Below are 24,477 nucleotides of genomic sequence, written 5' to 3' on the forward strand. Positions count from 1 at the left end.
TTTTAGCCGAAGTTATACAAACCTTTATAAATCAGTTTAGTCTTTTTTGTAGATTAAATTGATTTCTATTTAGTTATATTTTTTCTAATCACAAAATCTCTCCTATTAAGAAATTAAAATCGAAATTATAACTGTAATTAGTCTAATCTGAGTGTGATTATAGACCCCTATTATTTGGTTTTTATTAACAAATAAGATTTACCCTCAATCAACATTTTTAAGTATTTTTGTGGCACTTTTATACAATGTAATTCCTAAGAAATGGATAAAAAAATATTCTCTTTTTTGTTTTCTACACGATTAATGGCCGTTCTTTTTCTAACATTCGCAATTGCAATGGGTGTTGGAACTTTTATCGAAAGTAAATACAATACCGATACAGCCAGAATTTTAATTTATAATACCTGGTGGTTTGAGGCAATAATGCTGGTGTTTGTGATTAACTTCTTCGGAAATATCAAACGCTACCAATTGCATAAAAAAGAAAAATGGGCCACTTTATTACTTCACATTGCTTTTATTTTTATCATTTTAGGAGCTTTTATTACACGTTATATTAGTTATGAAGGAATGATGCCAATTCGTGAAGGTGCGGCAGAAAACCAAATTTATTCAGATAAAACATTCTTAACCGTTTTTGTTGACGGTGAATATAAAGGAGAAATGAAGCGTAGAGTTTTTGAAAAAAGCCTGCTGCTTTCTCCTGTTACCGATAACGATTTTTCTATTGACGGAAAATTCGATCAGACTCCGTTTGAGGTTACCTATTCTAAGTATATAATGGGAGCCAAAGAGGTTGTAAAAGAAGATCCAAACGGAATTTTATATCTTAAATTAGTTGAAGCAGGAGCAGGCGGACGTGAAGAACATTACCTGAAAGAAGGTGAAGTTCAAAACATTCACAATGTATTGTTTGCTTTAAATAAACCAACAGACGGCGCTATTAATATTAATACAACCGGAAAAGAATACACTATTCAGACTCCGTTTGAAGGTGAATTTATGCGAATGGCAGATCAGTTTAAAGGAAAAGTTACTAAGGATAATGTACAGCCTTTAATGATGCGTTCGTTATACAGTATTGGTGATATTCGTATCGTTTTTCCTGAACCGCCAATTAAAGGAAAAGTGGATTATGAATCAAATAATGACTTTAAAGCAAAATCACATACAGATGCTTTGATTGTAAAAGTAAAAGCTGAAGGACAGGAAAAAGAAGTAATGCTGATGGGTTCTAAAGGAAGTATTGGAGAACCAAAAACAGTTAAAATAGGAAATATTGAATATTCTTTATTCTACGGAAGTAAAGCGTATGTATTGCCGTTTAAAATAAAATTAAACGATTTTATTGCAGACAAATACCCTGGAACAGAAAAAAGTTATTCTGCTTTTAAAAGTAAAGTAACAGTTCAGGATTCTACAGAAACTTTTGATGCAGATATTTTTATGAATCACGTTTTGGATCATAAAGGATATCGTTTCTTTCAGTCTTCATTTGATCCGGACGAAAAAGGAACTGTTTTATCAGTAAACCACGATTTTTGGGGAACTAATATTACTTATTTAGGTTATTTTCTGTTATACATTGGTTTAATGGCAATTATGTTTACTAAACATTCTCGTTTTGGAGATTTGAAAAAGAAATTAGAAGCGATTCAAAAGAAAAAAGAAAAACTAATTAAAATATTGGTTTTATTTATTGCTTTAAATGGTTTAAGTGGTTTTGCTCAGGAAGCGCCGCACGTTCATACACCGGGACATGTTCATGAACACGAACATAATCATAGTACAGATCCAAATGATCATGCTAATCATGTTACAGCACCGCCAAGCCAAAAACAATTAGACTCATTATTGAATATTTACAAAGCGCCGGAATCTCACGCAGCAAAATTTGGACGTTTGATTATTCAGGATGCCGGAGGAAGAATGAAACCTATTAATACGTTTTCATCTGAATTACTTCGAAAAGTAAGCCACAGTGATAAATATAACGGAATGAATTCTGATCAGGTTTTCTTGTCTATGACGCAATATGGGCAGGTTTGGATTCAGATTCCTTTAATCTATATTAAATCAGGAAACGATAGTATTCGTAAAATTATCGGAATTGATTCAAAAGATCAATATGCTCCATTTATAAAATTCTTTGACGAGCAGGGAAATTATAAATTATCTCCTTATTTAGATGCAGCTTATAAAGCAGCAAATCCGAATAACTTTGAGAAAGATTTTGTTGAAACCGATAAAAAAGTAAACTTAATGGAATCTGCTTTAAGCGGCAGCATTTTGAAAATTTTTCCAATTCCAAATGATCCAAACCACAAATGGGTTTCATACTTAGAGCGTGATAATAACAATTTTAAAGGAATGGATTCTACGTATGTAAAGCAAATCCTTCCGTTGTATTTTAGCGCTTTAAATAATGCTTCAATTTCAAAAAACTGGGATACAGCAGATCAATTAGTAGAAAGCATTAATGGTTTCCAGAAGAAATTTGGAGCTAAAGTACGCCCGTCAGAAGATAAAATCGATGCAGAGATTGCTTACAACAAATATGATGTTTTCAAAGTATTGCCATATTGGTATATTACAGCATCTATATTGATGTTAATGTTTACGATTTTAAATATTTTCTTCGAGAAAAAATGGCTTCGTATTACCGTTAATGGTTTCCATATTATTGTAGGATTGTTATTTGTTCTTCATACATTGGCATTAATTGCCCGCTGGTATATTTCTGGCCACGCGCCTTGGAGTAACGCTTACGAATCTATAGTTTACGTAGCCTGGTCAACAATGTTCTTTGGACTGGCTTTTGACAGAAAATCAAAATTAACTGTCGCTTCATCTGCGTTTGTTACCGCAATGATTTTAATGGCGGCTTATATGAACTGGATTGATCCTGAAATTGCAAACTTACAGCCCGTTCTTAACTCATATTGGTTAATGATTCACGTTGCCGTAATTGTAGCAAGTTATGGTCCAACAGCATTAGGAATGATTTTAGGCTTTGTAGCTTTAATATTGATTTTCTTTACCAATGAGAAAAACAAGGCAAAAATGGATTTACATATTAAGGAAGTAAGTTACATTAACGAAATGGCTTTAACAATTGGTTTGATCATGCTGACTATTGGTAACTTCCTTGGAGGACAATGGGCAAATGAAAGCTGGGGTCGTTACTGGGGCTGGGATCCAAAAGAAACCTGGGCATTAATCTCGATTATGGTTTATGCGTTTGTAATTCACGCACGTTTTGTACCTGCTTTAAGAGGAAAATGGTTCTTTAACTTAATGAGTATGTTTGCCTTTATCTCTATTTTGTTTACTTATTATGGAGTAAACTTCCACTTAGTTGGTTTACACTCTTATGCAAGCGGAGAAGCGCATTCATTAAACTGGATTTATTATTGTTTGGCAGTAATTTCAGTAATTGGAGCAGTTACATACCCAAAATACCACAAATATTATAAAAAGAAATAATATTCGATTTTAAATAAATAAAAAAGGTTCAACAATTAAGTTGAACCTTTTTTTATTTTACTTATTTACTTTTTTACTATCATTAGGAGCTTCATTGCGGTCAAACATTCCATAGTCTCTAACCACATTAGCAATTCGCAGATTATAGTCTTTAAATATAAAATCCCTGCCAGTTGATTGTGCGTTTCTATGACTTTCCAGATTACGCCATTTTTCAATAGCTTTTTCATTTTTCCAAAAAGACAATGATAGTATTTTTTCTGGATTAGAAATACTTTGAAATCTTTCGATAGAAATAAAGCCTTCTATTTTTTCTAATTCAGGTTTAAGATTTAATGCGATATCAAGATAATTTTGTTTATAAGCAGTATTTGGAATGACCTCGAAAATTACAGCAATATCGTGTTCTTTATCCTTCAAAGTATTTTTATTGTCTTTCAGGAAACTTAAAGTTTCGTTGTACAAATCATTTCTGCTCTTTTCTAAATGCATAACATGTGTTCCTTTTTCAATAACAACATATTTTTTTGATGCCGCATTTTGTAATGAAACAAACAAGTCTTCAGCGTCATTATTATCAGGGTATTTATCCCATTCACCTCTTATAATCATCGTTTTGGCAGTGATTTTTTTTGGATCATAATATGGGTTACCGTGTAATAAATCCTGAACGTCAGCTGAAGGTCCGGAAGGGAAACCAACAGCCACATTTTCGGATTTCAGAGTTAAAGGATCGCTTTTTTTCCAAATTTCTCCCCAAGATTCAAATATTTCCGGTTCTAATTGACATTCTCTGTTTACTGGCGTTAAACTCTTCATGGCACTTATACGCTGTTGGGGAGTCATTTCTTCAAATGAATTTGATGTCTTTTCAAATTCTGTATTTTCATTTCTAGCTGTTATTGCAGCAAACAGAACTAATTTTTCTACGTTATCAGGAATTTTAGATGCGTATAAAGCTGCAACAGAACCTCCCCAAGAATGACCAATTAAGTAAATTTTATTTTTACCTGTTTCTTTTAAAATAAAATCTACTGCTTTTTCTACGTCCAAAGAAACTTCAGCTGCTCTTCCAACAATTTTGTTTGACGGGCTTTTCATTTCTGGATATCGATCAGAATTTCCATAACCTAAAAAATCTAATGCATAAACATTATATCCATTTTCAGATAAATTTTGCATCCACGAAGAATTGTTCATTTTAAAACCAAATGAAAGTTCAGCAGGAAACGATGACCCATGAAGAAAAAGAACAGGATAATCATTAGAAGCTGTTTTTGGAATTATATGGTTAATTGCAATTTTGAGTTCGGGAATATGGCTTTGAATTTTTAAAATTTCCATAGAATCTGAGTTTTTTGAATTTAAAATTTTAGTGTTGTTTTGAGCATTTATCAATGAGGTTAAAAACATAAACAAATGCAGAATACTATTTTTTTTCATTGTATTTTTTTTACAAAAATAAAATTGGAATAACTTTGACAGTTAAATAGAAACTTAACTATGATTGCAGGGTATGAATAATGAAATTAGCAGAATAAGTACAATAATTGGTGACCCGGTGAGATCTGTAATTTTATGGACACTATTAGATAATAGGGCATATACAGCAATTGAACTTGCTAATGTTGTTGAAACATCGCCGCAAAATATCAGCATTCATTTATCTAAACTGGTAAATGCTGACTTACTGACTGTTGAAAGCCAGGGAAGACATAAATACTACAAATTATTAAATCCCGAAATTGCTGGTGTTATTGAAGGAATTGCAAATTTAGTTCCCAAAGAGAGACAAAAAAAGGTAACAGATAATAATTCTGGAATTAAATATTGCAGGACTTGTTATGACCATTTAGCAGGAAAAATTGGCGTAGAAATTACGGCGAAATTAATAGATAAAAAATATATTGTATTAGATAATAAGTCTTTTTTAGTGACAGACGAAGGGAAAACCTTTTTTGAAGATTTGGGAATAGATCTTGAAGCATTAAAAAAGCAAAAAAGAATTTTCGCAAAGCCCTGTCTTGATTGGAGTGAACGAAAACATCATTTTTCGGGTTCATTGGCGGCAGCACTTTTAAACAAAATGTTTGAGATGGACTGGATCAGAAGAATAGATAATTCCAGAGCTGTATCGATAACAGCAAACGGACAAAAAGCGTTATATGATAAGTTGAAGTTAATTGTATAATTTTTAATTTAAAATCACTTAAAAAAATAAGAAAAAACTTGTATTTGTTTACTTTTGCAAAGTGTTAAATTAATGTAAGTTTATCAATGAATACTCAAAAACCTATTTTAGTAATTGTAGTTCAAGGTGAAAAATTTTTTGATTTTTTTAAAAATGAAGTTGAAAATATCTGGCCTTCGCATTCCATATATTTTTTAGAAAATTATGCTGGGCAGGTTTTATATAAGTTTAATTATCCTGCTAATACTGATCTTTTAGAGTTTCCTTATATTACTGAACCTTCATGGAAAAATTATAAAGAAGATATTGGATATGTATGGCATCTTGAAAATATGGAAGTTGTAAAAACAGATTACAGCAATACATCCATTCTTAAATCAGCAGAAAAGATTATTTTCATGTGTCCATATTTGTGTCAAGTTGATGCAATTGCATTTGAAATACTTATAAACCAAACTCTTGGTAAAGCAGATAAACCTTGTTTATATTGCAGTGCTGAAAGTTTTGATAGAGAAAAAATTAAGCTTTCTATGAGAAATCCGGTCGCTGTAACTGATGATTTTTTTCAGGATAGTGTAACATTTTATACTGCCAAACGCTTTTTTGAATATAATTTTAATTTTAACTCTTGTGTTCTATTTAGACCAGCTTTAAAAAAAGCGGGCATTTTGAATAATGATTTTGTTTTTACCAAATATGTTTTTCAGATTTTCTACGCACTAAAAAATAAATCTGATTTTAGCTTCGATGATATGTTTGATATGATATATTATTGGAAAGGTACAGGTTTATATCCAGAAGCCTCAAGTTTTTATTCATATACTATAGTTCAAAACTTAATTGACGCCGGATTGATAGAAGATAATGGAAATGGTACAGAAGGTAATAAACATTATGATTTTACTGAAGAAGGAAAAGCTTTATTCAAGTTTATTAATCCAGAATGCTGGGATATAGATATGCTGGGAAAATTAATAGTATGGCTGCAAAACTGGCCCGAATGTAAAAAAGAGACGGAAGATTATTTAATACAATTTTTTAGAAAACAAATGGAATTTAATGGGTAAGAAGAATAATGCCCTTGGCGATTCTTAAAAGTAAAGTTCCGTTCATAATTTTGATTTTTAGTTTATAAAAAAAGCACATATTAAAATTAATTAATATGCGCTTAAAATTTATAATTAATTTCGTTTTTAAACTTTTCCTAAAGTGTACAATTGTTCCATTGTAGGCGTTGGACTTCCGCCTGCAGGTTCTAAAGTAATCCCGAAAGCTTCTGCTGAATCTGTCTGGCTTACAGCAAAGATTTTTTGAGAATTTCCTTCAAAATTATCCAATAAACCAATACTTGTTGGTGTAAGAACCGGACTAAGCTTTAAAGACCAAACCTGATAAACCATTCCTTTTGGCGGTGTTGGTAAACCCGCAGCATCAATATAAGTTGTTTTTGTCTGTTTGTTCCAATACACTTTTGCAAAAGATGTTGGGGAAACCGCCTGACCGCCAAGTGTTACGCCTGTATTTTTAATATCTCTAACGATACTTAGGTTTTTCTCAGTCTGCTTATTCTGCTGATCTAAGAACGCGTATTCTCTTTGAATTTTATTTTTCTCACTTCCAACTGTAGAAATAGCTTGTTTTGATTTTGTAAGCTCTAAAGTCTGGTATCCAAAACCTAACAATAATAACACCGCAGCTGCCCAGCCCACATATTGTGTCCAGTTTGACGTTGGTTTCAACTCGACTACTTTGCCATGTTTAAGTTCTAAACGAGCTTTAATTTTTTCAAAATTTTCAACAGAGTGGAAAGGAGCAAAGCTGGATGATAAAGCTACAATAGCTTTTTCTATCGCAATAATTTCCTGATCTACATCTTTATTATTCTTAGCCAGTTCGGCTATTTCCAGATTCTCTTTTTCGGTTAATAAACCGTAAACATAAAGTTCTAGAATTCCTGATTCAATATATTCTTGTGCTTCCATTATATTTTTAGATAATTTCTTAAATCGTTAATACAGTTTCTGTTTTGAGTTTTGATAGTTCCCAGTGGCAGTGCCAATTCTTCTGAAGCTTCTTGCTGGGTATATCCTTTAAAAAATAACAAATCAATTATTTCGATACATTTTGGTTTCAGTTTTTTTACGAACTCCTGAATTCCTATTGTATCAATTCGATTAGTTAATTTATTACTGTCATCTAACAGATTTACGAAATTATCTGAGGAAAGGTTTTTTTGGCTGTTATTAAAATTTTTAGATCTCAGCTTGTCAATAGACGTATTCCTAGCTATATTAAGGATCCAGGTGTAAAATCGGCCTTTGCTTTCATTATATGAATCGATGTTTTTCCAGATTTTTACAAAAACTTCCTGCAAAACATCTTCGGCTTCTTCGCGATTTTTTATTAGAGCATTAATAACTGAGAATAAACTTTTAGAGTACATATCGTACAAATGGGTAAAAGCTCTTTCGTCTTTTTTGTAAATTAATACTAACAATTCTTCTTGACTCATAGATTTGGATTTAAAGCTTAAACAAAAATTATCGAACATATTTTTATAACCTGAGATAAAGATAATTCATTTTTTTGTGAAAAATACTATTTTTTTAGTAGCCAAAAACTTAGGAAAATTAAGGCTTGAGAAAAAAAAGTAAAAAAAAGTGCAATTTTTTTTACTTTTTTTAAATCCAAAAGCAAACCTCTTACGTATATAACCTTAGATATGAAAATGATAATTAAAATGTTCTCGAATTTCTTTAAAAAAGAGTATTTATGATCAGGATAGAAATTTTGAAAATATTAATTGTTGGTTTAACAGCAGTTTTATCATTAATTAATTTTAGCAATAGTGATTTTAAAAACGAAATCACAAAAAAGCAGGCTGAATTGAATTTGAAATTTTAGAAAAACATATTGAATAGTTGATGTCCTCGGACTTCCAACTGAAAATTATAATAAAATTACACATTTTCCAAGAAGAAATTTTCCACACATACACGCCATAAATAAATTGAATTAGTGTGATTTAAATAAAAGAAAATGATTTTCAATACAACCGGGGCATCAACTATAATTTACAATATATAAGGGTAACAATCATTAATTCATGGTTTGATTTGTTTGTATGGGGGGAAGCCTGGCGTCTGATTAACGCCAGGCTTCAATTTTTATTTAACTTATTATTAATAAAAATAAAGGTTTCAAAATCATACGCCTGAAATACTTTTTAATTAATTTTATAAAAAATTATACAATGAAAAAAATACTATTTATAGCTTGCAGTGCCATTTTTTTTCTAAGTGCACAAGCTGAGGCTCAAACAAGCAAGAATAAATTATCTAAATCAGATAAGGCTATGGCAAAAGAAACAATTTACCAGTTTAAAGTAGAAGATTTATCAGGAGACACTTTTGATTTTGCATCTTTAAAAGGCAAAAAAATCTTAATTGTAAATACAGCATCAAAATGCGGCTTAACGCCTCAATACAAAGATCTTGAAGCTGTTTACAAAGAATACAAAGATAAAGGGTTTGTAATTGTTGGTTTTCCTGCAAACAATTTCGCATCACAAGAGCCTGGAACAAACAAAGAAATTGAAACTTTCTGCCAGCAGAATTACGGTGTAACTTTTCCTATGATGAACAAAGTTTCTGTAAAAGGAGATGATATGTGCGATGTTTACAAATTCCTGACTCAAAAATCTAAAAATGGTTTACAGGATTCTGAAGTTGAATGGAATTTTCAAAAATACCTGATTAATGAAAAAGGTGAATTGGTTAAAGTAATCAAACCTAGAACATTGGTAACAGAGCCAGAAGTAATTAATTGGATAAAAAGCTAAATTAAAACTATCTGAACCGAAAAAATCCACAAATTTGAGTTTATCAAATTTGTGGATTTTTTTTTAGGTGCTAAGGTACTGAGATTCTAAGGCACTAAGGTTTATCTTTCTTACGTCCTAAATGGCACAATCAGCAGAAAGAAAACTTAGGACCTTAGCATCTTAGCATCTTAGAACCTCAGCACCTCAGTACCTCAGTACCTTAATTAACATAAAGTAACTGATATTGTTTCGGCGTAATTCCTTCGTGTTTTTTAAACAAGCGTATGAAATAATTGGCATCTTCAAAACCAGATAAATAACAAACCTCGTTTATTTGAATTCCAGGATTTCTAAGCAGTTTTTTGGCGTGCTTTATTTTTTCATTTAAAATATATTCAATCGGGCTCATTCCTAATTCTCTTTTAAAAAAGCGATAGAATGATGTAGTACTCATGCAAGCTTTTTCGCTTAGGATTTTTAGATTTATATTTTCTTTTAAATTGAGTTTTATAAATTCAGTTACTTCATAAATTGGATTGTTGGATTGAATTACAATGCCTTCATCAATAGATTTTGCAGTTTGTGTCTGGATAATTCTAATTAATAATTCCTGTAAAGTTAAATCGGCAAGAGCATCTTTTGTTATTGAGGTACTCATGCATTCTTTTATAAGTTTGTTGATCGTTGCGGCAAGATCTACATTGTTATAAAAGAAATAATTCTGATAATTTAACTGCCAGAAAGCATCAGTTCCTTCTTTTGGATATCGCTCGTTTAAGAAGTTTAAAGTTTCATTAATTTTAGTATTATCAATAGCTAAAGCGAGACATTGAGTGGGATTTTCTCTGGATGCTTCCGGAAAATCGATTTTCATTTCGATATTGGATGGAACAACTACAGTTTCTCCCGGAAGGTAATCAAAAGCGGGTTCATCAAAAAGATGCATGATTTTTTTACCGCGAAGCATACTTGTCACTACAAAATCATTGAATTTGAGCGGTACAAGATTAGACGATTCGTAAGTTTCAAAAAGATTTAATTCGCATTGGTTAAGCGTGTAAACGCTCCTGTTTTCAACAAGTGTTTTTAATGATTTTTCATTTGATAAATGAGGCGGATTTATTAAAACACGTTGATTATGCATTGCCGTTAAATTTAAAGTGTAAACTCTAAATTTAATAAAAATATGTTTAGAAAATTATGATTTAACGTTTTATTAAATCAGCTCTTCAATGTGTTTTTTAATGTTTTCAGAAATCTTTTTGGTTGGAAGATCATTTTCGTCATCTCCAAAAGGATCTTCGATTTCTTCTGCAATAAGTTCCAAACTTGCTAGAACATAAAATATAAAAACAACAACCGGTGCTACAAAATATCCTAAACTTACAGAATATCCAAAAGGAAGTGTCATCGTATAAAAGAAGATGAACTTTTTAATAAAAGCACTGTAAGAGTAGGGAATAGGCGTGTTTTTAATACGCTCGCAGGCACCGCATATATCTGTAAAAGCAGTTAATTCTTCGTTTAAAGTAATAAGCTGTTCGCCGGATATTTTTTTAGCATCATACAAATCGTTGATTTTATGATACATTATTCTTTTCAGCTGATTGGGTTTATGTTTATGCTGATCAATTTCTAATTCAACATCTTCAAAAAGCTGTTTGCTGGTATCGGTATCTTTTAAATGTTTATGCAGGATATCAGCATATAATGGAATATATTTTCTGAAAAAGTTTCTGTCATTTTCATCTTTCAAAACTGCCGAAAGTTTAATAGCAAGATTTCGGCTGCTGTTTACAAGACCTCCCCAAAGTTTACGGCCTTCCCACCAGCGGTCATAGGCCGTATTGGTTCTAAATACAAGCAATAACGAAATTACAAAACCAAGCATTCCGTGCATAATTGGAATGTTGTGGATATAATCGTTTTTATTAACTTTAAAATAATGAATTTCAAGATATCCTACTAAGGCAGAGTAAATCCCGATGGCAATCATTATGGGAAATAATTTTCTAACGGTATCTGACTTGTGAAAATGGAATATAAATGTAAACCAGTCTTTGGTATTATATGAAATCATCTAAGTTTGTTTTGAACAAATTTAGTTTAAAAATTAATATTTCCTGCTAATTCTTTTAATGCAATTTCAGATAGTTTTGCTTCGTATTGTGCGTTGCTGTAACGTACTTTTGCGTTTACATAATTGAGCTGTGCCGTTCTAAAATCGATAGTTGTAATTGTTCCTATTCTAAATTTATCTAAGGTAATTTCTAAGTTTTGCTTAGCGATTGCTTCGTTGTTTTCTTCCAGATCTATTAACTCTAAATTGGTTAAATAGGTTTGAAAAGCAGTACTTAATTGTGTATTTAATATTGAAGTTTGTTGTTCAACAGCAATTTTAGAGTTTTCAATTTGAAGTTTAGCAACTTTTTCATTTCTGTGCTGATTAAATCCGTCAAAAATGTTCATGCTCGCATTAAAACCATAATTAAAACCTCTGGAAGATGTTTCGCTGGTAAAACCTAAACTAGACTGACTTTCTGCAAAATTATAGCCAGATGTTAATCTTAAAGTAGGATAACGATCTGCTTTTACTTGTTTAAGCTGCAGTTCGGCAATTCTTTTGCTTATTATCTGTGACTCTAATGCAGGGTTTTGTTTTTGTGCAAGATCCATCAAATCTGCTAAAACAAGTTTATTGTCTACATTAACCTCATCAGTTACTTTGAAATCAATCTTTGGATCGCGAGCCAGATATTGATTCAACAATATTTTAGAATTTGCATAAGATTCTTTTTGTCTTAATAATGCAACCTGATCTGAGTTTAAATCAACATGAGCATTTAAAACTTCTAATTTTGAAGCTTTTCCAATTGTAAAACGATTTTGAGCTAACTCTAATCTTTGTTTAGAAATTACAATTGTTGTGTCTAAAGCCGCTAATTGCTGCTGTTGCTGCACTAAATCATAATAAGCCGAATTTACCTGACCAATTTTAACCAATATGGTTCTTTTTAATTCAGAATCACCTAATTTTTGAAGCTCTTTTAATTGATCTAATCTGGCAAACATTTTTAATCCGTCAAAAACAGTCCACCCAAGACTAACTCCGTAATTTAAACTATTGTTTTTGGCATTGTTTAAAGATGTCGAAGTTCCATCCTGACGGGTTTGAGATGAATTTGTTACACTATTGTTGTCTGTAACAGAAGCAGTTGCTGTAGGCAGCATTCCGGCATTTCCAACAGTAACATTGGTTTCGCTTATTGTAGAGTTGTTTTTAGCAATTTTGATCTCAAAATTGTTCTCTAAAGCGATTTTCATAGCATCTTCAATAGTTAAAACTTCTTGTGCATTTGTTTTAAAAACGCACAAAAGAATAATTAGTAAAGCGCTGTATAGTTTTTTAATATTCATATTTGTTTTCTTTGACTTGAAAATCACGAATTTTAATTGAGTAAAATTCGTGATTTTTTGGACAATTATTTGATACTTTCTTTTTCGTATTCGTCGATACGATCAAATTCAGGATAATGTTTTCGGGCTTTAGACCACATAAAGTAAATCGCCGGAATAACAAAAAGTGTTAATGCAAGAGAGAAAATAGTTCCTCCAACAATTACAACTCCCATACCAATTCTACTGGTTGAAGCTGCTCCAAGTGACATAGCAATTGGAAGTGCTCCTAATGCAATAGCTAAACTGGTCATTAAAATTGGACGTAAACGCGCTTCAGATGCTTCAAGAATAGCTTCCATTTTCGGTTTTCCTTGTTCGCGTAACTGATTGGCGAATTCAACAATCAAGATACCGTTTTTGGTTACCAGACCAATAAGCATTACAGTACCAATCTGACTGAAAATATTCCAGGTTTGATTGAACAGCCATAATGAAAATAATGCTCCTGCAACGGCCATTGGCACCGTTAAAATGATAATAAACGGATCGATAAAACTCTCAAATTGTGCTGCAAGAATCAGGAAGATTAATAATAATGCTAATCCAAAGGCAAAAGATGTATTCGAGCTGCTTTCTACGAAATCTCGTGATTCTCCTGCTAAATCGGTTGTGAAACTTTCGTCCAGAACTTTAGCTTTAATTCGGTCCATTTCCTGAATTCCTTCTCCTAAGCTTTTTCCTGGAGCCAGACCTGCAGAAACAGTAGCCGACATATAACGGTTGTTGTGGTATAATTGAGGCGGATTACTCTGCTCATAAACTTTAACTACATTATCCATTTGAATCAATTCACCATTTTTGTTTTTCACAAACATCGAAGTTAAATCTAATGGCTTCGATCTGTCTTTTTGGTCAAACTGTCCAATAACCTGATATTGCTTTCCGTTTTTAATGAAATATCCAAAACGCTGTCCGCTTAACGAAAGCTGTAATGTCTGTGCAATGTCAAGAATAGAAATTCCTAAACTTTCGGCTTTTGCTCGGTCGATAGTTACGTTGATCTCTGGCTTATTGAATTTTAAATTCACGTCAGTAGTAGAAAACACATCACTTTTACCAACTTCATTCATAAAAACAGGGATTTTCTCTCTTAATTTATCAAAATTTGGAGCCTGTATAATATATTGAATCGGCAAACCGCCTCGTCTGTTAACTGCAATTGTAGGCTGTTGTGTTACAGAAGTTTTAGCATTTGGATATTGCTTAGTCCATTTGGTTAATTTATCAGCAATTTCTTTTTGTGATTTTTCTCTTTCATCAACATCTTTTAATGTAAGTCTAACTAATCCGCTGTTTACAGAGTTTGAACTGAATCCTGGAGAAGTAATTACCAGACTCACTTTTTTCTCCGGGATAGAATCATCAATTAACTTTGAAATTTCCTGCATAAAACGATCTGTATATTCGTATGAAGATCCCTCAGGAGTTGTCATACGCATGGTTACAGAGCTTCGGTCATCATAAGGCGCGGTTTCTTTTGGAAGAATAGTAAAAAATAAATAAATCAATCCAAAACAAGCAATTAAGATTGGAAAACTAATCCATTTTCGATCCATGAATTTTGTTAATGCCTCTGCATAACTGCTGTTCATTTTTTCAAAAAACGGTTCGGTTTTAATATAGAATTTAGATTTTTTCTGTTCGCCGCCTTTCATTAAATACGCATTCAGCATTGGCGTTAAAGTCAAGGATACAAAGGCAGATATTAATACGGCTGCTCCAATTACAACCCCAAATTCCCTAAAGAGTCGGCCAACGAAACCTTCAAGGAAGATTACAGGTAAAAATACTGCAGCAAGAGTTACAGAAATCGAAATTACGGCATAAAAAATCTCGTTTGAACCCTTAATTGCGGCTTCAATAGGCGACATTCCTTCTTCGACCTTTTTAAAGATATTTTCGGTAACTACAATTCCATCATCTACAACCAAACCAGTTGCCAATACGATAGCTAATAAGGTTAATACGTTGATAGAGAATCCAAAAAGCCACATAATAAAGAAAGTAGCAATTAACGAAACCGGAATATCAATTAAAGGCCTGAAAGCAATTGCCCAGTCTCTAAAGAACAAATAAATAATGATAATAACCAGAACGATAGAAATTCCCAAAGTTTCAGCAACTTCAAGTACAGATTTTTTTACGAAAATGGTATTATCAAGAGCAATATTTAGTTTGATATCTTTTGGAAGATCTTTCTTTAAAGTTTCGTACTTTTTGTAGAATTCTTTCGAAATATCTAAATAATTGGCTCCCGGCATTGGTACAATAGCAAGACCAATTAATGGAAGCCCTGACTGACTTAATTTGGTTTCTAAATTTTCCGGTCCTAATTCAGCACCTCCAATATCGCTTAAACGAACAATTTTATCACCATCAGTACGAATAATAATATTATTGAATTCTTCTGGTTTAGAAAGATTTCCAACAGTTTTTACGGTTAATTCAGTATTGTTTCCGGTTAACTTTCCTGAAGGTAATTCAACATTTTGAGAATTTAATGCCGTACGTACGTCAGCTACGGTACAGCCATAAGCAGAAAGTTTTGCAGGATCAATCCATAAACGCATTGCATAACGTTTTTGTCCCCAGATTTGAACGGCACTGACTCCGGGAATCGTTTCCAATCGCTGCGAAATAACATTTTCTGCATAATCACTTAATTCTAATGAACTTCGTGTATCACTTTGAACCGTCATCGAAATAATCGCATCACTATCAGCATCGGCTTTTGATACAACCGGAGGAGCATCAATATCCTGCGGTAAGCTTCTAATTGCCTGCGAAACTTTGTCACGCACGTCATTTGCGGCTTCTTCTAAATCTTTATCAAGATTAAACTCGATTGTAATGTTGCTGCTTCCCTGATTACTTGAAGAAGTTATATTTCGGATTCCGTCAATTGCATTTACTGCTTTTTCAAGAGGTTCTGTAATTTGTGATTCAATAATATCAGCATTTGCTCCGGTGTAATTGGTTCTAATTGAAACCTGTGCCGGATCGATCGAAGGAAATTCTCGTACGCCGAGAAAAGTATAACCAATAAAACCGAATAAAATAATTAATAAATTCAGTACGATGGTTAAAACAGGTCTTCTTATACTTGTAGTTGATAAACTCATGTGTAATTTTAGATTTTAGATTGTCGGTTATAGATTTCAGATTTATTGCTAAATCTTACTACTATCTTTAAATCTATATTCAAGTCTTTATGACTATTTTACTTTAACTTTAATTGGTGCTTCGTTTTTTAATGACATAACACCGCTGGTAATTAAAGTATCTCCGGCTTTTAATCCTGATAAAATTAGAATTGAAGAATCGGTTCTTGTTGTAGCATCAACCATAACTTCCTTTGCTTTACCATTATCGGCAATAAAAACTTTTTTACCGTCTTGTATTGGAATAATAGCTTGAGAAGGAACAACTATAGCATCTTTAATAATGTTTAAAGGTAATTTGATGTCGGCAAAAGTTCCAGGGAAAAGTTTTCCGTCAGTATTGTCGGCAATAGCACGAATCTGCAGCGTACGGGTTGCAACGGCTATTTCAGGTTCTATGGCATATATTTTTGCTGTATAAGTTTTATTTGATCCCGAAACCGTAAAATCTATAGTAGATCCTGATTGTACCTGCGAAGCATATTTTTCAGGAATAGAGAATGTAATTTTAAATTTACCTGTATTTACTAATTTTGCTACCAAAACAGTTGGTGTAATATAAGTTCCCGGTGAAATAGAACGAAGACCAATTTTTCCTGAAAATGGTGCTTTTACAGATGTTTTAGATATTTGCGCTCTTATTAATTGGCTTTGTGCCTGTGCAGAAGCATGGTCTGCTCTTGCAACATCAGCTTCTTCCTGACTGATGGCTTCTTTTTGAAGTAAAAGTTTAGCTCTTCTTTCATTTTCTGCAGCTAAGCCTTCTTTAGTTACAGCTTGTCTTAACTGCGCTTTTAATTCGATATCATTTACTTTAAAAAGTACCTGACCTTTATTCACATAAGTCCCTTCATTAAAATAAATACCTTCTACAATTCCAGAAACTTCACTGTGAATTTCAATTTGTTCATTGGCTTCGATAGAACCAGATAATGACAAATTATTATCAAAAGTAGTAGTTTGAATTACTAACCCTGTTACTGTGGTTGGTTTGTCTTTATCGCCAAATTTTTTTGACTCGTCGTTTTTTCCTTTGTTGGATATTATTCTATAGGTAATAAAACCTCCTAAAACGATGATTATCAAGGCGTAGATTAGATGTTTTAATTTCATAAAAATTTAGGTGAATGTGTGTTTTTGGTGTATGTTTTTGCAACTGGCAAATTTAACTTTTTGCGTTGAAACCGAAAGATGTTAGCTTTTATTTAACATTTGGATTGCAATAATTTTAAATTGTATTTAGTATGCATAGTTGTAAAGAGTTTGCTTTTAGATATTGTTTTTAATAAAAGGTTTAAAGATAAAAGTTGATTTTTTGCTTTTTTTGATGGTTTGTCTTGTATTTGGTTTTAAATCAGAAAGATACAGGTTTTATTGTTTCGTTTTTTTTATGCTCTATTTTTTTTGAAAACTGTTATTTATATTAGGAAAGAATAAAAAAATAGTATTTGTCTGATTTTTTTGCAGTTTGTCGAATTTATTTGTATTATTGATATGTTAAACAAAATGATAGTTTTATCAGTGTTTGTTAAAGAATACTCTTATTTTTATTGTTAAAATAGTAGGATTGGTGTATTTTTTTGGGTTTTTTAAAGAATTTGATTGATAATTGTATTAACAAGTGTTTATATTTTCTATTCTTAATTGCTAAAAAATATTTATGAAGAAAAAATTACTCCTATGTGTATGGTTCACATTACTATTTGCTTCAATCGGCTTTCTTTTCTGGCAGAACGAGTTTAAATACAGTCTGCCAACGCCAATTCCCAAAAACTATCATGACATAGCTATGGGAAGTAAAATAAATTTGTCGCAATGCTGTCCTTTCGACAACAAGCCGGTTTTCTTTCATTTTTTTAATCCTGACTGCCCATGCTCGCGCTTTAATGTACCTCATGTAAGTGATCTCATAAAAAAGTATGGGGATAGAATTAACTTTAAAATAGTTGTTTTAAATAAGCACAAAACTTTTACTATTGAAGAAATCCAACAAAAATTTGGAGCCCGGATTCCAGTATATTTTGATGAAGGAATTGCAGAAAAATGCGGTGTAATTTCAACGCCTCAGGCTGTTCTTTTAGATCCTTCTCATAATTTATATTACCGGGGTAATTACAATAAAACAAGATATTGTACAAATGCAGAAAGTAATTATGCTCAAATGGCGATCGATTCGCTGTTAAAACAAAACAATTCGCCCTCATTTAATGCTTTAGCTCTAAGAGCTTACGGATGTTCGTTACCAAATTGCACTAAATAAAATCTATCACTAACTTAATTTTTTACCTATGAAAACAAAAGCCAGTTTGAATGAGCAAGATTATCTGCATAATTTTATGTCTACAATGACGCAAAAATCAGATACTATTATTAATTATGTTCTTGTTGTTTATTTTCTTCTCGGAATTGGATTATCATTTAAGTACGATACATTCGAAATAGGAGTGGGAGTAGGAACTCTTAATCTCTTAGCGTATTATTCTGCCAAGTTTTTTATGAAGAATTCAAAATTCTATCAGTATGTTTTGTCTGTTATACTGGCAATTTTTATGGCGCAGTACATTTACCAAATGCATGGTTTGTTCGAGATGCATTTTACGGTTTTTATTGCAAGTACTATTTTGATTATTTACCAAAACTGGAAATTACAAATTCCGCTCACACTTTTAGTTATACTGCATCATGCTGGTCTGGCTTATTTGCAAAATTTCGTTTTTAACGATGCAAACGGTCTTCAGGTTTATTTTTCTCAGGTAAACTTTGATTTAGAAACACTCATTATTCATACTGTTTTAGCAGCAGTTGTATTTTTTATGAATGGGTATTGGGCCTATTATTTTAAAGAACACAGCCAGAATCATATTTCTAAAATTTCTGATGAATATGAATTAGAAAACATGAAACTTGCTTCGGCAAAATTCAGTTCAATGTCGGCTACAAAAGAATACAATGATTTTATTCATAGAACAACTTTAGATTTAAAGCTTCCGGTTAACTCTGTTTTAAAATTAATTGATGTTTCAAAAGGTCATACAGATAATGATAAACTGCTGACTTATTTGGATATGATGCGTGAAAGTGCTAAAAAAATCGATGATCTGGTAAATGATATTCATGTAAAATCAACTAATACCAGACATTAAATATTTAAAAAACCAACTTCCAAAAAAATACACGCAGCACTACCATTGTTTGTTAATTATTAATAAAAAATTTATGGATACTAGATTTACCCGCCCAACTCCATCAGACCGAGAAGTCGATTGGAATAAAAATAAAGTATTACTAAGTAAAACAGATAAGCACGGAACAATTCTATATGCCAATGAAGATTTTATAGATGTTTCCGGATATGATGAATTTGAACTTATTGGACAGCCTCACAGTATTGTGAGGCATCCTGATATGCCAAAAGTAATTTTTAAGTTCTTGTGGGATAGCATTAAATCAAGTGAAAATATTCATGTAATTATAAAAAATATGGCCAAAACAGGCCGTTATTACTGGGTTGTAACCGATTTTAAAATTATAGCCGATACAAATGGAGACGGTGATATAGTTGGATATTTCGGAACCCGAAAATCTGTTCCTGAACCTATTATTACAAAATTCATAGAACCTTTGTATAAAAAACTGCTGCAAATCGAGCAGACCAGCGGGATAATAGCTTCTGAGGAATATTTGGTTGGTTTTTTAGAAGAACGCAAGAAAACCTATATGGAATATGTAGATCATTTGATTGCGACCGGAAAAGACGATAAAAATAAAGTAAGCAAGGGTTTATTCAGCGGATTATTTGATAAAACACCTCCTAAAAAATAATAAATCACAAAAAGTTATACTTCATTGTGTCGGCAATATTCAAAAACAAATTTGCCCCCAACAAATCTAAATCACCTGAATATTTTAACTTATTAAAGTTAGATGCAGTGAAGTATTTTTTTTAAGCTGCTAAGGTTCTGAGTTGCTAAGCTTCTAAGTTTTTTTAGCATATTGAGCGAAGATTCAAAAGCAGCAGGATTTTGTAAAGTTTGAATAAGTAAAAGATTAAATTTAAATGAAGCCGAAGGAAAGCTTAGAAGCTTAGCACCTAAGAAACTTAGACATTAAGAAATATAATTCCAAATATTTTTTCTTTTCGTTAATTCTAAGAAAACAGTTTTTAAAATAGCGTGTTCGGGTTTTTGTAACGGTGGATCTTCTTTTAAGATTTTCAGGGCATAATTTCTGGCGAAAGACAAAATCTCCCTGTCTTTTACAATATCTGCAATCTGCAGGTTTAAAACACCGCTTTGCTGCGTTCCCATTAAATCTCCCGGTCCGCGAAGTTTAAGATCGACTTCGGCAATTTCAAAACCATCATTGGTCTGCACCATAGTTTCCATTCGGGTTTTACTATCAGAACTTAATTTATGCCCGGTCATTAAAATACAGTAACTCTGTTCGGCGCCACGGCCTACACGTCCGCGGAGCTGATGCAGCTGCGAAAGACCAAAACGTTCAGCACTTTCGATAATCATAACACTGGCATTAGGGACATTTACACCAACCTCAATTACGGTTGTAGCGACCATAATATTTGTTTTTCCTTCAGAGAAACGTTTCATTTCTGCATCTTTGTCGGCAGGTTTCATCTTTCCATGAACAATCGAAATTGAGTATTGCGGCAGCGGAAAATCCCTTGAAATACTTTCGTAACCATCCATCAAATCTTTGTAATCCATTTTTTCAGATTCCTGAATTAATGGATAAACAATATAAATCTGTCTTCCTTTCGCAATTTCATCACGCAGGAATTTCCAGACTTTTAAACGGTTTGTATCAAATCGATGAACGGTTTGAATTGGTTTTCTTCCCGGCGGCAGTTCATCAATTACAGAAACATCCAGATCACCGTATAAACTCATTGCTAAAGTTCTCGGAATCGGCGTTGCTGTCATGACCAAAACGTGCGGCGGAATCTCATTTTTTTTCCACAATTTAGATCTTTGTTCTACCCCAAAACGATGCTGTTCATCAATAATAGCAAGACCTAAATTCTTAAATTTAACTTTATCTTCTAATAAAGCGTGAGTTCCTATTAAAATCTGAAGACTTCCATTTTCGAGATCTTCATGAATAATTCTTCTTTCAGAAGTTTTGGTCGAACCGGTTAGGATTTTTATGCTGATGTTTAAAGTATTGGCAAACTCAGATAAACCAATAAAATGCTGATTTGCTAAAATTTCTGTCGGCGCCATCAAACAAGCCTGGAAACCATTATCTATAGCCAAAAGCATGCTCATAAAACCCACAATTGTTTTCCCTGAACCTACATCTCCCTGCAGTAATCGGTTCATTTGGGCGTTGCTTCCCATATCAGAACGAATTTCTTTTATTACTCTTTTTTGAGCATTTGTTAAGTCAAACGGAAGATGATTTTGATAAAATTCATTAAAAAGTTCACCCACTTTTGTAAAAGGATGACCTTTAATTTTATGTTTTCTAATTAGGTTTTTAGTAATTAACTGCAGCTGAATGAAAAATAATTCCTCAAACTTCAATCTAAATTGTGCTTTCGCTAAAGCATCGGCACTTTTAGGAAAATGTATGTTGAATAAAGCGGCTCTTTTTGAGATTAGTTTTACTTCTTCAAGCAAATAAGGTGGAAAAGTTTCTGTAAACAAAGCTCCGGTTTCAATAAATAACTGCTCCATCATTTTGTTTATTGTCCTGTTAGAAATACCACGGTTTGTGAGTGTTTCTGTTGAAGGATAAACCGGCTGCATGGCAGAACGCAGGCTTTTTTCGTGTTCGCTCAACAATTCAATTTCCGGATGCGCCATGCTAAACTGGCTTCCGTATAAAGAACATTTTCCAAAAATAACCAGCTGCTCATTTAATTTTAAACTTTCGCGAATCCATTTATGTCCCTGAAACCAGTTAAGTTCAATCTGTCCGGTTTCGTCAACAAAAGAAGCCACAAGACGTTTTTTATTCTTAGCAAATTCGACTGTTTTTATGTTGATGATTTTTCCAATAATCTGAACTTCACTTCCAGTATTCTGAAGCTCATTTATCTTGTAATATCTCGTTCTGTCGATGTAACGATTTGGATAAAAATTTACTAAATCTCCATATTTATGAATTCCTAATTCCTTACGAAGCAATTGACCACGACTTGGGCCAACACCTTTTAAGTATTCGATAGGAGTTTCAAGAAGATTGTTAGACATGAAGAATTGTGAATTTTAGATTTTAAACTGTAGATTTTAGATTTTTGATTTTAAATAAAAATAATCTATATTCTTAGTTTTATGCTCTTTTATATTTTGAAAAGCGAAGATAGATTTTAATTAGTAAATTTGAAAATCGAATGTTTAACAGAACCTTAAAATGTTTTTTTGACAATGTTATCTTATGTCAATTAATCTCCTTTTAGAAGTTTATAACTAAAATATATAATTGATCTTCAAAAACTCTGCTGTTTTTCCGTCAGAGTTTTTAACTATTTAAAGTAGGTATTATTTTAATAAATGAAGATAATTTCTACATTTGTTAAAAATGATATAAGCCCCAATATGAGCAAAGAAGAAAAAATTCCTTTTGAAACCATTCAGTTTGCAGGTGTTACTTTTAAAGTCATTAATCGACACCAGGCCCATGAAATTATCGGTGATCTTATTAATTTTCAAGATCAGAAAATCTACAATGTTTTTGAAGATACCTGGCGTTTTCCTGATTATGAGGAAAATCCAATATTTCTTTTAGCAGAAGATGATGTAGAAATGGATTCATTTGAAATGGATTTTAGTACAGAAGAGCATTCGGATATTTTTATACTAGGATTTATTTTTAAAGGAAATCTTAAAGTTACTAAACTTATAAGTTCTTATGATACAGATAATTCGCCTGCTTTAATCGTGTTTGGAGAAACTGAATCTGTAAATATTAATTTGTTTGGAAACGTGCATTATTTAGGCGGAGGCGTAAAATGCGATGCACTTTTAGGAGAATACAATCATGGAGAACTTTTTGTAAAAGGAGATGTTACAGCCTGGCTGATTTACAGCGACGATATGCTGATGCATTTTGAACGTTTTACAGATGTTCAGGCCATAATTAGTATAAACAGACCCGATGTCTTAATCTGCAGCAATGTTACCGATGCTGACGGTTCAATTTTGACTATCGAAAACTATTTTCCGTCAACTCATAAATTATCTGATATTGCAGCCGATTCTTTTGTCAAATTTTCAGATTATGGAACAGCCGTTTTAGACCATTACCATGATGCTTTAAAAGAAGGACTTTCGATTCTGGATTATGATAAAACAGAAAAATATGCCTATGCTAATTTCCGAGAAGAATTCATAAAAATGGTTCAGGTATTGTCTGAATTGGAATATGTGAAACATATTGGCAGAATCAGCAAAAAAGTTGGAAATAATGAATATTCTTTTATTCCTTTTGAATATGAAGGGAAGAAATACAGTCAGATTTCTGAAGAAATAGGAAATGGTTTTAATATCAAATTACGCGCGTTATGGTGTCATGATGATGAAGAAATTACGCTTGTTCTTGAATATCTGTATGACGACGGAAATCCAAAATACCAATGGGCAAATAATGAAACTGCAGAAGGAATAGAAATGTATTGTGTAAAACGTGCTGCAATAGAAGCTTTTGAAGTACTTACCGCAGCACCTTCTGAAGATGACGATGACGATTATGATGATGAAGACAGCGAAGATGAAACAGAATATGAAGAATACGATAATAGTTTTTCATTAGAAGAGTATGCTGTTCAGTTTGGAAATTATACTTTACCGGAAGATTTAGTAAAACTATATGAATTTGACCAGAAATACGGATCTGAAACGTATTCTGAATGTTTTGGTCTTACGATAACCGAAGAAAAAACCGGTATAAAAACATGGTCTGAAGAAGAAGAATTCTATAACAGTTTTATTGAATTTGCCGGAGCAAATGGTTCAGGAAGTTCTTATGCTTATTGGCTTATTGATAATGATTTGAATAATTGTCCGATAGTAGTTTTTGGAGACGAAGGAGGTATTCACGTTGTGGCAGAAAACATCCGTAAATTAATTCACATTTTAACTCTGGATACCGAAATTTCAGTTGATTTTGATTCTGCTTATTTTTATAAAGATGATGAATATTATGATGAAAACGAAAATAAAGCAGAGTTTCACGAATGGGTTAAAAATGAATTTAATCTGGATCCGATAGAATCAAACGAAGAAACGGATGAAATTGTAAACCAGGCCAAAGAAAAGTATAAAAAACGTTTAAACGATTTTTTAACGAAGTTTGATATTGAAATAGGAGAAGACGAAGAAGAATAGTTTTTTATC

Annotated in this window: 18 protein-coding genes; 9 read left to right on the forward strand and 9 right to left on the reverse strand. The window is 32.2% G+C overall.

What is annotated here, in order from left to right; translation table 11 throughout:
• Positions 1-261: 261 nt before the first annotated feature.
• On the forward strand, positions 262-3,486 hold the full coding sequence (gene ccsA, locus PQ462_RS11315) for a cytochrome c biogenesis protein CcsA (RefSeq protein ID WP_274253580.1): 3,225 nt from the start codon (positions 262-264) through the stop codon (positions 3,484-3,486).
• A 57-nt stretch (positions 3,487-3,543) separates the two neighbouring features.
• On the opposite strand, the gene PQ462_RS11320 is transcribed toward ccsA, so the two are convergent.
• The gene (locus tag PQ462_RS11320; RefSeq protein ID WP_274253582.1) at positions 3,544-4,929 is read right to left on the reverse strand and encodes an alpha/beta fold hydrolase; all 1,386 of its coding nucleotides are present in this window, start codon (positions 4,927-4,929) and stop codon (positions 3,544-3,546) included.
• A 73-nt stretch (positions 4,930-5,002) separates the two neighbouring features.
• On the opposite strand from PQ462_RS11320, the gene PQ462_RS11325 reads away from it, so the two are divergent.
• Both PQ462_RS11325 and PQ462_RS11330 read left to right on the forward strand, forming a co-directional pair.
• Positions 5,003-5,677, forward strand: a complete 675-nt coding sequence (locus tag PQ462_RS11325) for an ArsR/SmtB family transcription factor (RefSeq protein WP_274253583.1) — start codon at positions 5,003-5,005, stop codon at positions 5,675-5,677.
• Between the two features lie 86 nt (positions 5,678-5,763).
• The gene (locus tag PQ462_RS11330; RefSeq protein WP_274253584.1) at positions 5,764-6,744 is read left to right on the forward strand and encodes a hypothetical protein; all 981 of its coding nucleotides are present in this window, start codon (positions 5,764-5,766) and stop codon (positions 6,742-6,744) included.
• 126 nt (positions 6,745-6,870) lie between these two features.
• Here PQ462_RS11330 and PQ462_RS11335 read toward each other — a convergent pair whose 3' ends face one another.
• Positions 6,871-7,659: an anti-sigma factor gene (locus tag PQ462_RS11335; protein WP_274253585.1), complete on the reverse strand. Its 789-nt coding sequence runs from the start codon at positions 7,657-7,659 to the stop codon at positions 6,871-6,873.
• Complete coding sequence (locus PQ462_RS11340; RefSeq protein WP_274253586.1) at positions 7,659-8,189, reverse strand: RNA polymerase sigma factor; 531 nt, start codon at positions 8,187-8,189, stop codon at positions 7,659-7,661. The genes PQ462_RS11335 and PQ462_RS11340 overlap by 1 nt, the downstream gene beginning before the upstream one ends.
• A gap of 260 nt (positions 8,190-8,449) precedes the next feature.
• Between PQ462_RS11340 and PQ462_RS11345 the strand changes: the two genes are divergently transcribed.
• Together PQ462_RS11345 and PQ462_RS11350 are read left to right on the forward strand one after the other, a co-directional pair.
• Positions 8,450-8,581 carry a hypothetical protein gene (locus PQ462_RS11345; RefSeq protein WP_274253587.1) on the forward strand — a complete coding sequence of 44 codons (132 nt, stop codon included), beginning with the start codon at positions 8,450-8,452 and terminating at the stop codon, positions 8,579-8,581.
• Between the two features lie 349 nt (positions 8,582-8,930).
• Entirely contained in the window at positions 8,931-9,518 is a 588-nt protein-coding gene (locus PQ462_RS11350) for a glutathione peroxidase (RefSeq protein WP_121361292.1), read from the forward strand.
• Positions 9,519-9,720: 202 nt separating this feature from the next.
• Here the strand turns inward: PQ462_RS11350 and PQ462_RS11355 are convergent, their stop codons facing one another.
• The 5 genes from PQ462_RS11355 to PQ462_RS11375 form a co-directional block, all read right to left on the reverse strand.
• Positions 9,721-10,644 (reverse strand): AraC family transcriptional regulator, encoded by a 924-nt coding sequence (locus tag PQ462_RS11355; RefSeq protein ID WP_274253588.1) that lies wholly within the window; start codon positions 10,642-10,644, stop codon positions 9,721-9,723.
• 72 nt (positions 10,645-10,716) lie between these two features.
• Positions 10,717-11,580, reverse strand: a complete 864-nt coding sequence (locus PQ462_RS11360) for a bestrophin family protein (protein WP_274253589.1) — start codon at positions 11,578-11,580, stop codon at positions 10,717-10,719.
• A 26-nt stretch (positions 11,581-11,606) separates the two neighbouring features.
• On the reverse strand, positions 11,607-12,917 hold the full coding sequence (locus PQ462_RS11365) for a TolC family protein (protein WP_274253590.1): 1,311 nt from the start codon (positions 12,915-12,917) through the stop codon (positions 11,607-11,609).
• A gap of 65 nt (positions 12,918-12,982) precedes the next feature.
• Entirely contained in the window at positions 12,983-16,081 is a 3,099-nt protein-coding gene (locus tag PQ462_RS11370; protein ID WP_274253591.1) for an efflux RND transporter permease subunit, read from the reverse strand.
• Positions 16,082-16,174: 93 nt separating this feature from the next.
• A complete protein-coding gene (locus PQ462_RS11375; RefSeq protein ID WP_274253592.1) occupies positions 16,175-17,233 on the reverse strand; it encodes an efflux RND transporter periplasmic adaptor subunit in 1,059 nt (352 codons plus the stop codon).
• Positions 17,234-17,780: 547 nt separating this feature from the next.
• Here PQ462_RS11375 and PQ462_RS11380 point away from each other — a divergent pair.
• From PQ462_RS11380 to PQ462_RS11390, 3 genes are all read left to right on the forward strand, one after another.
• The gene (locus PQ462_RS11380; RefSeq protein ID WP_274253593.1) at positions 17,781-18,380 is read left to right on the forward strand and encodes a peroxiredoxin family protein; all 600 of its coding nucleotides are present in this window, start codon (positions 17,781-17,783) and stop codon (positions 18,378-18,380) included.
• Between the two features lie 28 nt (positions 18,381-18,408).
• Positions 18,409-19,263, forward strand: a complete 855-nt coding sequence (locus PQ462_RS11385; RefSeq protein WP_274253594.1) for a hypothetical protein — start codon at positions 18,409-18,411, stop codon at positions 19,261-19,263.
• A gap of 73 nt (positions 19,264-19,336) precedes the next feature.
• The gene (locus PQ462_RS11390) at positions 19,337-19,942 is read left to right on the forward strand and encodes a PAS domain-containing protein (RefSeq protein WP_121361288.1); all 606 of its coding nucleotides are present in this window, start codon (positions 19,337-19,339) and stop codon (positions 19,940-19,942) included.
• Positions 19,943-20,226: 284 nt separating this feature from the next.
• Here PQ462_RS11390 and recG read toward each other — a convergent pair whose 3' ends face one another.
• Positions 20,227-22,335: an ATP-dependent DNA helicase RecG gene (gene recG / locus PQ462_RS11395; RefSeq protein WP_274253595.1), complete on the reverse strand. Its 2,109-nt coding sequence runs from the start codon at positions 22,333-22,335 to the stop codon at positions 20,227-20,229.
• Between the two features lie 345 nt (positions 22,336-22,680).
• Between recG and PQ462_RS11400 the strand changes: the two genes are divergently transcribed.
• Positions 22,681-24,468 carry a hypothetical protein gene (locus tag PQ462_RS11400; protein ID WP_274253596.1) on the forward strand — a complete coding sequence of 596 codons (1,788 nt, stop codon included), beginning with the start codon at positions 22,681-22,683 and terminating at the stop codon, positions 24,466-24,468.
• Positions 24,469-24,477 lie beyond the last annotated feature (9 nt).

Origin of the sequence: Flavobacterium sp. KACC 22758 (genome assembly GCF_028736135.1) — a bacterium.
GTDB lineage: Bacteria > Bacteroidota > Bacteroidia > Flavobacteriales > Flavobacteriaceae > Flavobacterium > Flavobacterium johnsoniae.

Coding starts and splice junctions, on each gene's coding strand:
- ccsA (WP_274253580.1), top strand. CDS start 262: ATGGATAAAAAAATATTCTCTTTTTTGTTTTCTACACGATTAATGGCC.
- PQ462_RS11320 (WP_274253582.1), bottom strand. CDS start 4,929: ATGAAAAAAAATAGTATTCTGCATTTGTTTATGTTTTTAACCTCATTG.
- PQ462_RS11325 (WP_274253583.1), top strand. CDS start 5,003: ATGAATAATGAAATTAGCAGAATAAGTACAATAATTGGTGACCCGGTG.
- PQ462_RS11330 (WP_274253584.1), top strand. CDS start 5,764: ATGAATACTCAAAAACCTATTTTAGTAATTGTAGTTCAAGGTGAAAAA.
- PQ462_RS11335 (WP_274253585.1), bottom strand. CDS start 7,659: ATGGAAGCACAAGAATATATTGAATCAGGAATTCTAGAACTTTATGTT.
- PQ462_RS11340 (WP_274253586.1), bottom strand. CDS start 8,189: ATGAGTCAAGAAGAATTGTTAGTATTAATTTACAAAAAAGACGAAAGA.
- PQ462_RS11345 (WP_274253587.1), top strand. CDS start 8,450: ATGATCAGGATAGAAATTTTGAAAATATTAATTGTTGGTTTAACAGCA.
- PQ462_RS11350 (WP_121361292.1), top strand. CDS start 8,931: ATGAAAAAAATACTATTTATAGCTTGCAGTGCCATTTTTTTTCTAAGT.
- PQ462_RS11355 (WP_274253588.1), bottom strand. CDS start 10,644: ATGCATAATCAACGTGTTTTAATAAATCCGCCTCATTTATCAAATGAA.
- PQ462_RS11360 (WP_274253589.1), bottom strand. CDS start 11,580: ATGATTTCATATAATACCAAAGACTGGTTTACATTTATATTCCATTTT.
- PQ462_RS11365 (WP_274253590.1), bottom strand. CDS start 12,917: ATGAATATTAAAAAACTATACAGCGCTTTACTAATTATTCTTTTGTGC.
- PQ462_RS11370 (WP_274253591.1), bottom strand. CDS start 16,081: ATGAGTTTATCAACTACAAGTATAAGAAGACCTGTTTTAACCATCGTA.
- PQ462_RS11375 (WP_274253592.1), bottom strand. CDS start 17,233: ATGAAATTAAAACATCTAATCTACGCCTTGATAATCATCGTTTTAGGA.
- PQ462_RS11380 (WP_274253593.1), top strand. CDS start 17,781: ATGAAGAAAAAATTACTCCTATGTGTATGGTTCACATTACTATTTGCT.
- PQ462_RS11385 (WP_274253594.1), top strand. CDS start 18,409: ATGAAAACAAAAGCCAGTTTGAATGAGCAAGATTATCTGCATAATTTT.
- PQ462_RS11390 (WP_121361288.1), top strand. CDS start 19,337: ATGGATACTAGATTTACCCGCCCAACTCCATCAGACCGAGAAGTCGAT.
- recG (WP_274253595.1), bottom strand. CDS start 22,335: ATGTCTAACAATCTTCTTGAAACTCCTATCGAATACTTAAAAGGTGTT.
- PQ462_RS11400 (WP_274253596.1), top strand. CDS start 22,681: ATGAGCAAAGAAGAAAAAATTCCTTTTGAAACCATTCAGTTTGCAGGT.